13 protein-coding genes are annotated in these 15666 nt (G+C 44.0%); 3 read left to right on the forward strand and 10 right to left on the reverse strand.

Annotated elements, in window-relative coordinates; all coding sequences use genetic code 11:
• Nucleotides 1-56: 56 nt before the first annotated feature.
• Nucleotides 57-941, forward strand: a complete 885-nt coding sequence (locus ACETMN_RS19430) for an AraC family transcriptional regulator (protein WP_091020592.1) — start codon at nucleotides 57-59, stop codon at nucleotides 939-941.
• A 13-nt stretch (nucleotides 942-954) separates the two neighbouring features.
• Here the strand turns inward: ACETMN_RS19430 and ACETMN_RS19435 are convergent, their stop codons facing one another.
• The 4 genes from ACETMN_RS19435 to licT all read right to left on the reverse strand — a co-directional run bounded on the left by ACETMN_RS19435 (nucleotide 955) and on the right by licT (nucleotide 6111).
• Nucleotides 955-1521, reverse strand: coding sequence for a 5' nucleotidase, NT5C type (locus tag ACETMN_RS19435; protein WP_091020593.1), 567 nt, complete (start codon nucleotides 1519-1521; stop codon nucleotides 955-957).
• A gap of 168 nt (nucleotides 1522-1689) precedes the next feature.
• Nucleotides 1690-3153, reverse strand: coding sequence for a glycoside hydrolase family 1 protein (locus tag ACETMN_RS19440; RefSeq protein WP_091020595.1), 1464 nt, complete (start codon nucleotides 3151-3153; stop codon nucleotides 1690-1692).
• Between the two features lie 49 nt (nucleotides 3154-3202).
• Complete coding sequence (locus ACETMN_RS19445; protein WP_091020596.1) at nucleotides 3203-5122, reverse strand: beta-glucoside-specific PTS transporter subunit IIABC; 1920 nt, start codon at nucleotides 5120-5122, stop codon at nucleotides 3203-3205.
• A 146-nt stretch (nucleotides 5123-5268) separates the two neighbouring features.
• On the reverse strand, nucleotides 5269-6111 hold the full coding sequence (gene licT / locus ACETMN_RS19450; protein WP_091020598.1) for a BglG family transcription antiterminator LicT: 843 nt from the start codon (nucleotides 6109-6111) through the stop codon (nucleotides 5269-5271).
• Nucleotides 6112-6467: 356 nt separating this feature from the next.
• On the opposite strand from licT, the gene ACETMN_RS19455 reads away from it, so the two are divergent.
• Nucleotides 6468-7001: a stalk domain-containing protein gene (locus tag ACETMN_RS19455; RefSeq protein WP_091020600.1), complete on the forward strand. Its 534-nt coding sequence runs from the start codon at nucleotides 6468-6470 to the stop codon at nucleotides 6999-7001.
• Between the two features lie 36 nt (nucleotides 7002-7037).
• On the opposite strand, the gene ACETMN_RS19460 is transcribed toward ACETMN_RS19455, so the two are convergent.
• The 4 genes from ACETMN_RS19460 to zwf all read right to left on the reverse strand — a co-directional run bounded on the left by ACETMN_RS19460 (nucleotide 7038) and on the right by zwf (nucleotide 12088).
• Nucleotides 7038-8138 carry a metallophosphoesterase gene (locus ACETMN_RS19460; protein WP_091020601.1) on the reverse strand — a complete coding sequence of 367 codons (1101 nt, stop codon included), beginning with the start codon at nucleotides 8136-8138 and terminating at the stop codon, nucleotides 7038-7040.
• A gap of 245 nt (nucleotides 8139-8383) precedes the next feature.
• A complete protein-coding gene (gene gndA, locus ACETMN_RS19465; RefSeq protein WP_091020603.1) occupies nucleotides 8384-9802 on the reverse strand; it encodes an NADP-dependent phosphogluconate dehydrogenase in 1419 nt (472 codons plus the stop codon).
• 60 nt (nucleotides 9803-9862) lie between these two features.
• Complete coding sequence (gene fsa, locus ACETMN_RS19470; protein WP_091020607.1) at nucleotides 9863-10528, reverse strand: fructose-6-phosphate aldolase; 666 nt, start codon at nucleotides 10526-10528, stop codon at nucleotides 9863-9865.
• A gap of 36 nt (nucleotides 10529-10564) precedes the next feature.
• Nucleotides 10565-12088, reverse strand: coding sequence for a glucose-6-phosphate dehydrogenase (gene zwf, locus ACETMN_RS19475; RefSeq protein WP_411734966.1), 1524 nt, complete (start codon nucleotides 12086-12088; stop codon nucleotides 10565-10567).
• Nucleotides 12089-12200: 112 nt separating this feature from the next.
• Here zwf and ACETMN_RS19480 point away from each other — a divergent pair, with 112 nt between their 5' ends.
• Nucleotides 12201-13085 carry a LysR family transcriptional regulator gene (locus ACETMN_RS19480; RefSeq protein WP_036672843.1) on the forward strand — a complete coding sequence of 295 codons (885 nt, stop codon included), beginning with the start codon at nucleotides 12201-12203 and terminating at the stop codon, nucleotides 13083-13085.
• Between the two features lie 97 nt (nucleotides 13086-13182).
• Here ACETMN_RS19480 and ACETMN_RS19485 read toward each other — a convergent pair whose 3' ends face one another.
• Both ACETMN_RS19485 and ACETMN_RS19490 read right to left on the reverse strand, forming a co-directional pair.
• Nucleotides 13183-15204, reverse strand: a complete 2022-nt coding sequence (locus ACETMN_RS19485) for a chemotaxis protein CheW (RefSeq protein ID WP_411734967.1) — start codon at nucleotides 15202-15204, stop codon at nucleotides 13183-13185.
• 14 nt (nucleotides 15205-15218) lie between these two features.
• Entirely contained in the window at nucleotides 15219-15644 is a 426-nt protein-coding gene (locus ACETMN_RS19490) for a chemotaxis protein CheW (protein ID WP_105599286.1), read from the reverse strand.
• Between the last annotated feature and the right edge of the window lie 22 nt (nucleotides 15645-15666).

The following is a 15666-nucleotide window of genomic DNA, read 5'->3' on the forward strand; positions in this document are numbered from 1 at the left end:
GGTTATCAGGACTATTTCATCCGGTAATTCAGCCATCTGTGCGAGGAGGTTGCATTGTGAATTCATCTGTACAACTCATGAAAAGCGAATACTTTCTACATAATCATCTGCAACTTTTTGTCAATCGTTGCTCTGAAGATTTTGTGCTTCCTTTTCACGCACATGAATTTATTGAGTATAGCTATGTTGCCGAAGGAAAGGGCTTTCATCATATCGGTGAAGATATCATTCCCGTGACAAAAGGCATGCTGTTTGTCATTCCTGTTGGCGTTCCTCATGTCTTTCGTCCTGTAAGCACAAACGTAACCGAGCATCCATTAATTATATATAATTGTCTGTTTAATGCTGATTTGATCAACACGCTGACAGCCATCATTCAGGAAAAAGAAATCATTCAACATCTGATGAATCTGGGACAAAATCAAGTTCCTTATATATCCGTTGTGGATCACAACGACCGGATTGAAGAACTAATGGTGAAGCTGTACCGTGAATCCTCCGTTCCGGGAATCGGTTCCTCTACCATGTTATACACCCTGGTGAGCCAGCTGGTATTGATGACCTACAGACAACTTTATCAAAAGGAACATGATGTAGAGAATTATTCCACCGGTTTTGATTACATTCTTCATTATCTCAAACAACACGTAAGCAATCGTATTCGGATGTCTGATCTGGTCCGTGTATCGGGCTGGAGCGAGAAGCAAATTGGACGAATGTTTCTTCGGCATACCGGAAAGACCTTTAGCGGCCACCTGCAACATCTGCGCATACAAAAAAGCTGCGAAATTCTAAAGAATTCACAGCACAAAGTCAGCCTGATTGCAGAGCTGGTCGGATATCGGGATATGGATTCATTCTATGCCGCATTCAAAAAAATAACAGGTGAAACACCTCTCGCCTATCGCAAAAAATCCAGAGCACTGCACTCTGGACAATAAGGTTAACTAACTTTCAGACACTAACAACCTGTAACACTTCATCTATGTATGCCTTGGCTTCTTTCCATGAAGACATCAACGGAAAGTTGTATCGCTCACGCTCCTGTATATTCCACGGATGCGGGATACAGATAACCTTTTTGCCATCCTCATGCGCGGGAATCAGATTATGTGCTCCATCATCAATGAGCAGATCGAAACCGAGCAAGTTTTTTCTTTTGCATGTAATAAACTGTTCAGCGGTTATAAAAGGCATGTGCTGCTGAAGCCAGTTCCACTTCTCAACGACTGTTTTTGGTTCTGCTGCCGTCACGACAATGACATCATAAGCATCGTTCAGCTTTCGCATCTCATCTACAACATACTCGTCATATAATTCCAATTCCTCGAACAGACCCGGCCGACCATAAAATACATCGTGCGTGCTCTCTGGATGACGCAAATGAGATGTATCCCAATGAATCATATCCTCATACCGCAACGGATGGGTCGGGAAGTTGAGATTGTTGTGATATATGGCCCGCTTGACCAGATGACATATCGTGTCATCCATATCTACAGCAATAATAGGCTTCTTCATGGTTATCCCTCCCCCAATACGATCACAGTATACCATCCAGTATGTTATGAAGTCATCCTTTTTACTTTGAAGTGCCATTAGCGCTGATGAGAATCCTGCGAGATGATATTAAAAAGGCACCCCGATGACGTAACACTAGCTACGCCTGGGGTGCCTCTTTAGATTAATTTATTCCAAGTTTCCACCATTAGAGGCGATGACTTTTTGGTACCAACCAAAGCTCTTTTTCTTATATCGATTCAATGTGCCTTGTCCGTTGTCGTCCTGATCCACGTAAATCACGCCATAACGCTTGGACATTTCCGAAGTGGATGCACTGATAATATCAATCGCTCCCCAGTTGGTATATCCCATCAGCTCCACACCATCCATAACGGCTTCTTTCATTTGTGTAATATGTTTTCTCAGATAATCAATACGATAATCATCGTTGATGGAACCGTCTGCTTCAACCGTATCTTTCGCGCCAAGGCCATTCTCCACCACAAACAGTGGCAATTGATAACGATCATACAGCTCTTTCAGTGCAACACGCAGACCGATCGGATCAAGCTGCCAGCCCCACTCCGTACGCTCCAGATTCGGGTTCTTAATTGTACTGTACAGGTTACCACCCGTCACTCCATATTCCTCTGGATTTACTGCGGACACCAAGGATGTGTAATAACTGAACGAGATGAAATCAACCGTGTGCTCGCGCAGGATCTGCTCATCCCCTGGTTCCATGGCAATCGTAATCCCGTTCTCTGCCCAATACCGAGCCATGAACGTTGGATAACTACCACGAACTTGTACATCCGTATGCAGCAGGTTCAGCTGGTTATCGATCTGTGCTTGCAGCACATCCTCTGGCTTCGATGTCGCCGGGTAGTGAATCATGCGTGCAAGCATACATCCGATCTGGAAGTTCGGGTTAATCTGACGTGCTTTTTCTGTTACCAGGCTGCTGGCTACAAATTGATGGTGAAGTGCCTGATAGGAAGCCTGCATCGTATTCTCCACCCGGTCTTCAATAATACCTCCGCCTGTGAACGGTTCAATAATGGTCGTGTTAATCTCATTAAACGTCAACCAGTATTTTACTTTGTCTTTGTACCGGGTCATTACGGTTTCCGCATATCTCACAAAATGTCCAATCACTTCACGGCCAGCCCAGCCGTTATATTTCAGTACAAGTGCCATAGGCATCTCATAATGCGAAAGTGTTACCAGTGGTTCGATATCGTATTTCCGGAGTTCATCGAACACTTCGTCATAGAAACGCAATCCCTCTTCATTTGGCTCGGCATCATAACCATTCGGGAAAATACGCGGCCAGTTGATGGACAGTCGGAATGTCTTGAAGCCCAGCTCGGCGAACAGCGCAATATCCTCTTTGAAACGGTGGTAAAAATCAATCCCGTAACGCTTCGGATAACCTTCCGCGCTATGATGTGCCATTGCTTTCTCAACCGTTGCACTGGTAACATGCATCAGTTCTCTAAGGTTGGTGTAGTCCTTTTTCTCAAAATAAGGAACCATGTCGGCCGTCGACCATCCTTTGCCGCCAGCATCGAATCCACCTTCAGCCTGATTGGCGGCAATAGCGCCGCCCCACAGAAAACCTTCCGGAAACCCTTGTCGATTCATCATCCGTATCTCTCCTTCTTTTTTTGAATTTGTCTATTAGTCCTAAGATGGTTTAGATTTCAGCTTTCAAGACGTCTTCACCCATCGTGATTTCGCCCAATTTCACAGGTAGAACCTGCTTGTAATCTGCCGTATTGGTAACAACCATAGCGGTTGTAATATCGTATTCTTTGGCAATCTCGGCCAGTTCAAATGTGAGCAACTTGTCTCCAGCTTGTACACGTGCTCCTGTAGCAACATGTGCATCAAAGTACTGTCCACGCAGCTTCACCGTGTTAATTCCAACATGAATCAACAATTCCATTCCGTTATCACTACGGACAACGATCGCATGTTTTGTTTTGAACACATTCATGATGGTACCTGTCACTGGAGATACCAATTCCCCCAACGTTGGAACAAATGCCACACCTTTACCCATCAATTCATCACCAAATGTTGGGTCATTGACTTCTTTGAGTGGGATGGATTTACCTGTCATCGGTGCAACAGCTACTGCATCACTCGTTGGTGTTGGATCGCCCATGTCTTCCAGGTTCACGGTTGCGGCGTCATTGGAAGCTACTTTCGCTGGTGCAGAAGAAGCACCTGGTGAGAATTGAGCCAACGCCTCAGCGTCTCCTTCTTCTTCTTTGATACCAAATATTGTAGACATAATCGTACCGACGACAAAGGCCAAAATCATACCTCCAAAGGAATACCAGAACGTTTGACCGATCAGGGAAGGAAGTCCCGGGAGACCACCGTTACCCGCAAGCACATACGCTTTCGCTCCAAAAGCTAGAGCGAATCCACCACCTACTGCGCTACCAATCATCGCTGCAGCAAATGGTTTTTTGTATTTCATGTTTACGCCGTACATAGCCGGCTCCGTTACACCCATGAGTGCTGTGAAGCTCGTTGATAATGCCACGGTTTTGAGTTTTTTATCTTTTGCCCGGAAGAATACGCCGAGTGTCGCACCAGCCTGACCCATATTGGAGATAAAGGTCAGTGGCAAGAATTTATCAAAGCCCAGTGTAGCGATATTACTCAGGATGATCGGCACAAGTGCATAGTGCATTCCTGTCATAATAATGAGCGCCATCGCGCCGCCCAGAACAATACCTGCAATCAATCCGCCTTCATTCAGCAGCCAGTTGATGCCGCCGGACAATCCGCTACCTACAAATGTACCCAATGGACCGATCGCAATCAGCGTTACCGGAACCATGACAAGCAAGGTAATCAGTGGCACAAGCAATAGCTTGAGTGCAGCAGGGATAACGCGATCAACCCATTTCTCAACGTAGGACATCAACCATACTGCAAGAAGAATCGGGATAACCGATGAAGCATAACTTACAGCCGTAACCGGGATTCCCAGGAACCCAACCGATTCACCGCTAGATAACAATGCTGTCATGTCTGGATACATGAGTGCTGTACCTAGTGCAATCGCAACAAACGGGTTACTGCCAAATTTACGAGCCGCGCTGACTGCAATCAGTAAAGGCAAGTAGTGGAATACGCCGTCACCGATGGCTGAAAGAATACGATACGTATCCGTTCCAGCAGACATCCAACCCAATGACACGAACAGGGCAAGTAATCCTTTGAGCATACCTGCCGCGGTAATCGCTGGGAGCATCGGAGCAAAGACACCTGCGATTGTTTCAAAAATTTTCAGTACTACATTTTGTTTTTTATCCGACTTTGGCTCTTTATTTTCTGTACTTTGCTGGATTGCTGGATTTTCCTTCACCATAGCATCGAATACTTTTGCCACATCATTACCGATAATGACCTGGAATTGATCCCCCGAAATGTTCGTACCCATGACTTTGTCCAGTTTATTGAGTGAACCGTTATCGACTTTATCGTTGTCTTTCAGATCAAAACGTAAACGTGTAACACAGTGATACACTGAATTGATATTTTTAGTTCCCCCAACGGCTTTGATGATTTCCTGTGCCGCTTCTTGATGTTTCATGATGTTTTCCTCCTCATTTTTCCAATAAAAAATACCCGAATGAATACAGCGCAAAAATGTGGCGCCATCTCATTCGGGTATTGCCTGATTGAACAGTAACAAGCCCATAGGGTATACAGTTGTAATTTCATTCTATTGCGTGGACTTTAAGCATCCCGCTTGGTTTTCATCAGACGTTCCAGATGGAGCGTTAGATATAACTGCTCAGAGTGAGTCATGTCATACTGATAGTTTTTATGGATAAAAGTCTCGACCTTGCCAATACATTTGAATGTCTCCGGATAGTTTTTCCGAACCACTTCATACAAATACTCCTCGGCATCATCATGTGAAGAATGCGTAATGACACGCTGACAAAAATATTTCAAATGGGTGATGAAGCGGAAATAATTGACGCTATCTTCATCCAATTCGATATTGAAGTGATATTTGATGATATTCATAATCTCCTGCAGCAGCTGCATTAGATGGGTGACATCGTTCATGGAATCATTGACTTCCGCATTGATGAAATGTAAGGCAATATTACAGATTTCATCTTTGGGAAACTCAATATCCAATCTTTCCTTCAGCAAGGTCAGTGCTTCTCTGGCCACATCATACTCCGCCTTATAGAAGTGCTGAACTTCCCAAGAAAGTGGATTACGAGTAATCATTCCTTTTTCCAAGCGCTGAACAGCAAAGTGAATGTGATCAGACAGCGAGACGTAGATCCCGTCACTGATGGTTTTGTTCAATTGCGTTCGTGCCAGTGTCACAATATCATCTGTTGCCTGCAGAATCTCAATCGGCACTTCAGCTACGATGGATTTGAATTTCTCATAAATCGATGCATCCTGAAGACGAAATACCTTCTCAATCCGCTCTTCATCAATCTCATCGCCTGCTTTGAACTTAAATCCGATACCCCGGCCGAGGATCAGCAGTTCCTGATTTTTGTCATCCACGGTACTGACAATATTGTTATTAAATATCTGTTTAATAATCATTATGGACCCACCTGGTTTTTTTTGAGGAATAAAAAAGGGCAAAACCAAAACAGAAATAATAAAATCATTTCCATAGTGGTTTTGCCCGCATTACCGGTAACAAGCCTCGGATATAATTTATCATAACCTGAAAACGGTGTCAACCCAAAAATACTACTATTGCTATTACACTTCATTCCCTTACATGAGTCTTCTCCCTAAGCTTCCACGTTTAAGGGTGCATATGCTTTAGTATTCACATTTTGGAGCAGATTCAAACGAAATATTCCCAACGACTCATCGCTTGAATTGAATGAGATTATAACTAAAGTAAATGTTTTGAAGGATTTTTCACCTTAAATAGAGAAATGATTTAATTGAAGGAAGTAATTTTAGATAAAGGGGATTTATTCGTGAGGGACAAAGTAAAAGGATTACTCATTGGTATCACAATTGGATCAATGCTTACAGGAGTTACAGCTTATGCAGCATCAGGAACGCCCATAAAAGCTTTACTACAGAAAGTAAATATTTATGTAGATGGAACAAAGAAGTCGACAGCTAATGCAATAACTTATAACAATACTACATATGTACCAGTTAGAAGCATAAGTACTGCACTTGGTGAGAACGTAGCTTTAAAGTCTAACAATCTGTACATTGGCAAACAACCATTAGTTAAACTAACAGGGAATGAAGCGTTTGAACTGTTATATAAAAAAATTAAGAAAGAAATCGAAATGTATAGCCTAACTGTTGGAGAGGAATCCAAAGACGGAGATTTTTATGTAATGCGTTCATTCTCAGACAGAGAAACGTATGAAGTGACTTATGGCCTTTACTACATCCACATGTACACAGGGGAAGTCTACGAATGGAACTTCAAATCCAAGAAAATGGTTAAACTATAGTTATTAAAAGGCCCTTCTCTCGAAGGGCCTTCATCATTACTGGAACGTCACATTAATCTGCACAATCTCCGAACGACTGCTTGTACGAATTGGAGGTCCCCAGAATCCAAATCCGGAGGTTACGATGGAATGCATGGAACCCTTTTGCAGATAGCCCCAATCATTCTCGTAAATAGCCTGTGTGATGAACTGAGCAGGTGCAATCTGACCGCGGTGAGTATGACCGGATACCACCAAATCTACATTGTTCTGTTCCGCAATATCCAGATCATATGGCTGGTGATCCATCATAAGTACCGGTTGGCTCAAGTCCGTATTTTGCATTAAAGTAGCCACTTCTGCACGATCCTTCTCTGTCCGGTCTTTCCGTCCAATGAGAGTGATCTTGTCATCCAGGACAATCTTGTCATCGTACAGAACTTGCATGTTGCTCTTCTCCAGCGCAGCGATCAGATCTTCAATCGGACCATCAAACTTGTCGTGATTCCCGAGAGAAGCATAAACACCGTATGGGGCCTGAATTTCACTGATAATGTCGGCAATTCCGCTATTAAGGTACATATCCAGATTGTCATCAATAATATCTCCAGGATACAGTACCAGATCCGGCTTCAAAGCATTAATCTCCTCCACCATGCGTTTGGCATGTGCGGGACCAGATAGAAGTCCGAAGTGCATATCGGCAGCCATGACAATGTTAAGCTTGTCTACACCTTCTACTTTTTTATCAATCTGGATATTATATGTTCTCACTACCGGGCTGTAAGCATTGAAAATTCCATACCCCATTGTGGACACTAACAGCACCAGCGTAACGACACCCGCCCATTTCTGTGTGTGATGTCTAGGAATACGAGTTAATCTCAGCAACCACATCGTCAGGTGGACGACGGGCAGGATCAACAATAACAACGAGAAAATCGCCAGCCAGTAAGAACCGATGATTCCGAGGAACGAAATGCTTCCAAATACCCGTGCCAAAATGAAGGAAACGGCAAGGAATACAAGCGCTATAATATAAAACCATCGAAATCTGGCGGACACGATAGGCTTCATCCAACTCCAACCGCTCCAGCCTATGTAGAACACTAATAAACCGTATATCACTAAAAACAATATACCCACTAATACAAACATGCCCGGTCTAACCTCCACGTCAATAAGTTGTATGCTGAATTTTTATCACGGATGTAATTCCGTCTGAACAAGTATAACGTAGTTGAAGGGTCAGATCATCTGTTTGCCAAACCCAGATTCGTACATTTTATTACAATTTGATGATATTCAAATTCGAACCATTAACGAGAAAAGCATCCCTGCCGCTGCCCTGAATAGCTAAATTCAAGGACAACTGCAGGAATGCTATATTTTCGGAATTAAAATTACTCGTTTGTGTCCATCCACTGGAAGTGGAATGAACCTTCTTTGTCCACACGTTTGAATGTGTGAGCACCGAAGTAGTCACGTTGAGCTTGCAGCAAGTTTGCTGGCAAACGCTCTGTACGGTAGCTGTCGTAGTAAGAAAGAGCGCTGGAGAAGCCAGGTACCGGAATCCCTTGTTTTACAGCAGCCGCTATAACTTCACGCCATGCACCTTGATAAGATTCAACGATGTTTTGGAAGTAAGGATCCAAGAGCAGGTTTTTGAGTTCTGCATCTTTGTCATATGCTTCTTTAATGTTTTGCAAGAACTGCGAACGGATGATGCAGCCGCCACGGAAGATCATGGCAATGTTGCCGTATTTCAGATCCCAGCCGTATTCATCGGAAGCTGCACGCATTTGTGCAAATCCTTGTGCATAGGATACGATTTTACTTGCAAACAATGCTTTACGCACGTTCTCAATGAACGCTTTTTTGTCGCCAGAGAATGCTTCAGTTGCTGGTCCACTCAGGATTTTGCTAGCTGCTACACGCTCGTCCTTCATGGCAGACAGGAAACGGGAGAATACGGATTCCGTAATCATGGACAATGGAACGCCGAGATCCAGCGCACTTTGGCTTGTCCATTTACCTGTTCCTTTTTGTCCAGCCGCATCCAGAATAACGTCAACCATTGGTTTACCTGTTTCTGGATCGTATTTGGAGAAGATATCTGCCGTGATTTCGATCAGGTAGCTGTCCAGCTCCCCTTGATTCCACTCAGTAAAGATCTCATGTAACTCTTCAACGGAAACGTTCAATACGGATTTGAGCAAGTGATAAGCTTCACCAATCAACTGCATGTCCCCGTACTCGATACCGTTATGCACCATTTTCACATAGTGTCCAGCACCGTCTGGTCCGATGTATGTGCTGCAAGCGTCATCGCCCACTTTGGCGGAGATCGCTGTCAGGATCGGTTCTACCAACTGATAAGCACTTTCCTGTCCACCTGGCATGATTGCCGGGCCTTTCAGTGCGCCTTCTTCACCACCGGATACACCTGCTCCGATGAAGCGGAAACCTTTTTCTTCCAGTTCTTTACTGCGACGTTGTGTGTCAGGGAAGTAAGCATTACCTCCGTCGATAATAATATCGCCTTGATCCAGATGAGGAAGCAGTTGTTCGATCGTTGCATCTGTTGCTTTACCTGCTTGTACCATGATCAGAATTTTGCGCGGAGACTCCAGGGATTCCACGAATTCTTCAATTGTGAACGCACCTGTCAGGTTTTTACCTTCTGCTTCTTTAAGAAGATCATGGGTTTTCTCTGGGGAACGATTAAATACCGATACCGAGAACCCTTTACTTTCAATATTCAAAGCCAGGTTTTTACCCATTACTGCCAATCCAATAACACCAATCTGTTGTTTACTCATTATGTCCTCCCAATACTCCATTATTTATATAGTAAGTTGAAACGAATGAATGGTTATAGATTATTGTACTGTTTTTTTCCAGTCCGCTGCAAATTTGTCCATACCTTGATCTGTCAGCGGGTGTTTGGAGATCTGTTCAATAACGGAGAATGGAACAGTAGCAATATGTGCTCCAGCCATCGCTACACGTGTAACGTGATCCGGATGTCTTACGGAAGCCGCAATAATCTGTGCATCCAGGTTATGTGTACGGAACAATTCAGCAATTTTGGTAACCAATTGTACGCCATCCTCAGAGATATCATCAAGACGTCCCAGGAATGGAGATACATATGTCGCACCAGCACGAGCAGCCAGAAGCGCCTGGTTCACAGTGAAGATCAACGTTACGTTGGTTTTCACACCTTTTTTGGTCAAGTAACGGCAAGCTTCAAGTCCTGCAAGTGTCATTGGCAATTTGATCGTAATGTTTTTGTCGCTGTTGTTAATTTTGATCAATTCGTTCGCTTGTGCAATCATATCTTCAGCAGTAAGGGCATCTGGTGTCACTTCCGCAGAAACGGACTCCACTTCAGGTACCAAACGCAAGATTTCTTCAATACGATCTTCGAATTTCACGCCTTCTTTGGCTACCAAAGATGGGTTTGTTGTTACACCAGACAATACGCCGATTTTGTATGCTTTTTGAATATCTTCCACGTTAGCTGTATCGATAAAAAATTTCATGATTTAATTACCTCCAGATATAATTTTTTTTATGGTTTAAAGATTTGCATTAACCGCCAAGGGTATGCTATTTGTAACTACACACTCCTGATGCGCCGGCTCATCAAACCACCAATGGTGACCATCTTCTTCAAGCATAACATCTGATTCAGCCGGACCATAGCTACCTGCAGGATACAGGTGAAGTGGCAACAGATTTTCCTGGAATGCATCCAGAATGGGTTGCACCCATGCCCATGACAATTCTACTTCATCCCAGTGGGCAAAGAATGTTGGATCACCCAGCAAAGCATCACGAATCAGATTCTCGTAAGCTTCCGCAAGGTCACCTTTATCCGGAGAAAGATCGATATGAACCGGTTTGAATTCACCTTTATTCTCAGGATCACTTGCATTCAGTTGCAATGTCATGCTCTGATCCGGACTCATCTCAATGACGAGCAGGTTTGGCTTGGAACCTTTGTTTTTCAGCACATTTGTCTGTCCTGAAGGTTCTTTGAATTCAATCACGATACGTGTTGATTTCTCCTTCATTCTTTTACCCGTGCGAATGTAAAACGGAACACCACGCCAGAAGAAATCATCAATTTGCAATTTGGCAGCAATGAATGTGTCATTCATCGTCTTCTCGGCTACACCCGGTTCAGCAGCGTAAGCATTGACCGGTTTACCTTGAATGCTGCCTTCTGCATACTGTCCACGGATGATGTTTGCGCCCACAGTTTGTTTTTGTAACGGCTGGATCGATTCCATGATGTGCTTTTTCTTCAATCCAACTTTTTCGGAAGTACTGTTGTATGGAAGCTGAATCGCCATCATCATGAGCAATTGCAACATATGATTCTGGAACATGTCTCGCACTGCACCAACATGATCATAATAGGATGCACGTTCTTCGACACCTACAGTCTCATTCGCCGTAATTTGCACATTGGAGATGTAACGGTTATTCCATAACGCCTTCATGATTGGGTTACTCTGGTGCAACGTCTCCAGACGCTGTACCATCGGTTTGCCCAAATAATGGTCAATCCGATAAATCTCTTCCTCCGTGAACGATTCGCTTAATTTGCGATTAAGGTCTCTGGCGGACTGTAGGTCGTGACCAAATGGCTTCTCGATGACGAGGCGTTTCCAGCCCTCTGTGGAACCCAGTCCACTTTCTTGAATGTTCTCGGCAATCGGTTCGAAAAATTCCGGACCAACCGAGAGATAAAACAAGCGATTGGACGGAATGCCAAGCTCAGCTTCTCTTTGTTCAACTAATCCCAACAGCTTTATATAATCTTCCTTATGGCTTATATTCAATACACTGTAGCGGAAAGCTTTCACAAATGACTTCACAACTTCAGGATCCGCTTGGCGTCTGGAAAATTCATTTAATGATTTTTCCACTTGTGCCTGAAAGAATTCATCAGACCACTCTCTACGCCCCAGACCAATCAATGAGAAGGTTTCAGGAAGCTTCTGCTCAAGATATAAGTTATATAAGGCAGGATATATTTTTCTTTTGGCTAAATCGCCAGTAGCACCAAATAAAACAATGGTAGTTGGTTCCATCTCACCGTTCTCCTTCCAAGTAACTCTGGTTTCTTTGTTGTAGTTACACTATAATACGTTTTATAGCTATACAAGTAATTAATATATTTCACAGGAGCTATAGACCACATCTATGACTACAAATTACGAACTATATAAAGTCTTTTATTGGGCCGCCAAAACGGGAAGTTTGACACAGGCTGCGAAAGCATTGTATATCACTCAACCCAGCGTCAGTCATGCCATTAAGCAATTGGAAGAGAGCTTTGGTCTCACCTTGTTTTATCGAAATTCCAAGGGTGTAGCGTTGACACAGGAAGGTGCCAGTCTATACTCCTATATTGAACAATCCCAGATTCTAATCTCACTTGCGGAAGAAAAAATGGCCGCACTGAAGAATCTCGACAATGGTGAATTGAGAATTGGTGGCAGTGACTCCCTGTTCAAGCATTACATGCTGGCGTATCTGGAGGAATTCCACACCTTGTACCCTAATATCAAGCTACATCTGAGTCATGGAACCACGCCGGAAGTCATTACGTTTTTGAAAGAAGGCAAGATTGATCTCGGTGTTGTTCGGATGCCCATTGTTGATCCACAGCTTGAAGTCAGGGAAAGCATTCAGTTAAAAGACTGTTTTGTAGCTGGAGAGCGTTATGCTCAGTTAAAAGGCAAAGTCATGACACTTGAGATGCTTCTGGAGCATCAACTGATCCTCTTCTCCCGGAACAGTCGGGTTCGGATGGCTATAACTGAGTTGTTTAACAGCTATAATTACACGTTGAAGCCTGAGATTGAGGTTGGTAGCGTTGATCTGTTGATTGAGTTTGCGCGTCGAGGACTGGGTATTTCCTATGTCACACGTGAGTTTATCTCCAAGGAGTTGGAGGAAGGTTCTCTCTTTGAAATTCAACTTGATGTCCCGCTCCCCCCTTCCCATGTGGGGATTATGACCAAACGCAATATGCCGATCTCTCTGGCTGCCAACAGGTTTATGGATCTCATTTTCAAATCCTGAGTGGTCACCATGTCAAAAGGTACAACAAAGAGCCCCACCATCCAGTCATGGATAATGAGGCTCTTTGGCTTGCATAATGTATGTGTTTATCTAACGATTAAAGACTCACCAGATAGGACGCGTCCAATATAAGGGCAACCTTACCATTACCGAGGATTGTTGCTCCAGATAGATGGTTCATCGCTCCCAGATACGTACCAAGCGTCTTAATAACGACTTCCTGATTGCCTATAATCTCATCTACAGCGTATGCTGCAATTTTATCAACGGAACGCACAATCACCAGTGGAATGGTCTTAGATTTGCGGTCTGTTCGTGGATAGTTAAGCCTGTCGCACAGTCGGTGAAAAGGTACAATTCGTCCATGATTCAGAATCGCTTGTTGCCCCTGAATCATCTGAATATCTTCAGGTGAAATTCGAACAATCTCAGCAACATTATACATCGGCAAGATTAGCACACGACCTGATACTTTAACTAACAAACCTTTAATAATCGCCAATGTGAGTGGTAGACGAATCGTAAACGTGGTGCCAACACCAACCTCCGTATCAATATCAATGATACCGTTGAGGCGCCCGATCTGGCTGCGCACAATGTCCATTCCAACACCGCGACCTGATACTTCACTTACAGAAGAAGCTGTGGAGAAGCCGGGCTCAAATATGAGATGTACAGCCTCCTGTGTTGATAGACGTGCAGCCTGTTCCTCACTAATGATGCCTTTGCCCAAGGCGGAAGTCTTGATCTTCTCCCCATCGATACCTTTGCCATCATCCGAATACCGAATAACGACATGATTCTCTTCATGGAACGAAGTTAAGGTAATACGTCCCTTGGACGGCTTGCCTAACTCTCCACGAACCACTGCGCTTTCAATGCCATGATCAGCACTGTTGCGGATGAGATGAATTATCGGGTCACTCAATTCTTCAATAATCATCCGGTCAAGTTCAGTCTTTCCACCTTGAATAACCAGTTCCAGATCTTTACCCAGCTTCTGCGAAAGATCACGAACCAATCTCGGGAAGCGACTGAATAGTTGATCAATGGGTAACATCCGTGTCTTCATTACACCTTCTTGCAGTTCCTTGATAACCCTGCCCATATGATCAGATACTCCACCAATACTCTGGATGAGTGAGGAAGACTCCTTACGCGCGCCCGATCCACTCAGATCTGCTAGGGATGTCTGATCAATTAACAGTTCACCGACCAAATTCATCAAATGGTCCAGACGTTCAACACTCACACGAACTGTAGGTTGAGCAGCTTTCACTTTCTCATCCGAGCCCGAGCCTGATGTAGTCACGGTAGGCAAACTTGGTTTTGTCTGCTCTGGTACAGAAATTAATTCAACTGGTGCAGAAGTCGCTGCAATCTCATTGGATTCCAGCAGATATGGATCAATCTCCAGCATATGAATATCCGAGTCTGAAGACAGTTCTGCCTTAAGCTGCTGGGGATCCTTCGACGTTGCTACGATGATTATGAACTGACCATAATGATCATCTTCATTCTGCGCGCCCGGTTGACTCTCCATGAGCGAAGTAGCGACAACCGTACCACAGATGTCCTCAATACGTTGGCGCAGAATATGATATCTGGCCGCTTTCATCATGCATTTCTGCTCCAGCACGATATGAATGGACAATAACTGCTTACCTGACACTATAGCCACCTGTGCCACAATCGATTCTGCTGATTGCAATTGAGGTACTTTAAGTTGCCCGACTACTGCCTGGGTCTGAATTAAATCCTTTATTTCTCGTACTACTGCTCGAAAATCTCCATAGGCTTCCCCACGTATGTACTGATCACGAAGTACCTTCATGGCGTCCAAAGAGCGAAACAATGTATCAATTAACTCCGAAGTCATCTCCGGTTTTTTCTCCCGGACCCATTCAAGAGCATACTCCACTTCATGCGTGAGATCGCTTAATTCTCGGAAATCCATTGTGGATGCCGATCCCTTGATGGTATGAGCTGCCCGAAACAGCGTTTGAACCAGTTCTACAGAAGGCGAAAGCTCCAATGCCAATAAAGACTGATCCATACGTTCCAGTTGGTCATTCAGTTCTTCGATAAAGATGTCACGGTAGGCAGACAAATCCATCATTCGTATATACCCCCCTAACCGCCCAATATTTCGTCCAGTTTCAAAATGCCCACAAGCTTGTCTTCCTGTTGACCCACACCATGGAATAAACCTTCACGGTTACGACCATATCCGCCGGTTGGCGGATGTATTTCCGAATATGTGGTTACCTTGTTCACGCGATCCACGATCAAGCCAATATATTCATCTTGATACCGAACTACGATAATTCGAGTTGCTCTGGTATCCGGTTCATCCGGTATACCCAGCAGGTTGCGCAGGCTCATCACACATACAACCTTGCCACGCAGATTAACTACCCCTTTGATCTCTGGACGGCTGAATGGGATATCTGTAATGCTGAGCATTTTAATAATTTCGTGAATTTCTTCGATTCGAATGGCGCAAGTCTCTGCACCTACCGACAGCTCAATATATTGTTCCTTCTGAAGTGAAGACATCGATTCACCCTCAATTCAATTT

Origin of the sequence: Paenibacillus sp. M2 (genome assembly GCF_046713495.1) — a bacterium.
Lineage (GTDB): Bacteria > Bacillota > Bacilli > Paenibacillales > Paenibacillaceae > Paenibacillus > Paenibacillus amylolyticus_B.

What these genes read in the sequence shown, in the direction of transcription:
- ACETMN_RS19435 (WP_091020593.1), bottom strand. Translation starts at nt 1,521, where the DNA reads ATGAAGAAGCCTATTATTGCTGTAGATATGGATGACACGATATGTCAT.
- ACETMN_RS19440 (WP_091020595.1), bottom strand. Translation starts at nt 3,153, where the DNA reads ATGATGAATCGACAAGGGTTTCCGGAAGGTTTTCTGTGGGGCGGCGCT.
- ACETMN_RS19445 (WP_091020596.1), bottom strand. Translation starts at nt 5,122, where the DNA reads ATGAAACATCAAGAAGCGGCACAGGAAATCATCAAAGCCGTTGGGGGA.
- licT (WP_091020598.1), bottom strand. Translation starts at nt 6,111, where the DNA reads ATGATTATTAAACAGATATTTAATAACAATATTGTCAGTACCGTGGAT.
- ACETMN_RS19460 (WP_091020601.1), bottom strand. Translation starts at nt 8,138, where the DNA reads ATGTTTGTATTAGTGGGTATATTGTTTTTAGTGATATACGGTTTATTA.
- gndA (WP_091020603.1), bottom strand. Translation starts at nt 9,802, where the DNA reads ATGAGTAAACAACAGATTGGTGTTATTGGATTGGCAGTAATGGGTAAA.
- fsa (WP_091020607.1), bottom strand. Translation starts at nt 10,528, where the DNA reads ATGAAATTTTTTATCGATACAGCTAACGTGGAAGATATTCAAAAAGCA.
- zwf (WP_411734966.1), bottom strand. Translation starts at nt 12,088, where the DNA reads ATGGAACCAACTACCATTGTTTTATTTGGTGCTACTGGCGATTTAGCC.
- ACETMN_RS19480 (WP_036672843.1), top strand. Translation starts at nt 12,201, where the DNA reads ATGACTACAAATTACGAACTATATAAAGTCTTTTATTGGGCCGCCAAA.
- ACETMN_RS19485 (WP_411734967.1), bottom strand. Translation starts at nt 15,204, where the DNA reads ATGATGGATTTGTCTGCCTACCGTGACATCTTTATCGAAGAACTGAAT.
- ACETMN_RS19490 (WP_105599286.1), bottom strand. Translation starts at nt 15,644, where the DNA reads ATGTCTTCACTTCAGAAGGAACAATATATTGAGCTGTCGGTAGGTGCA.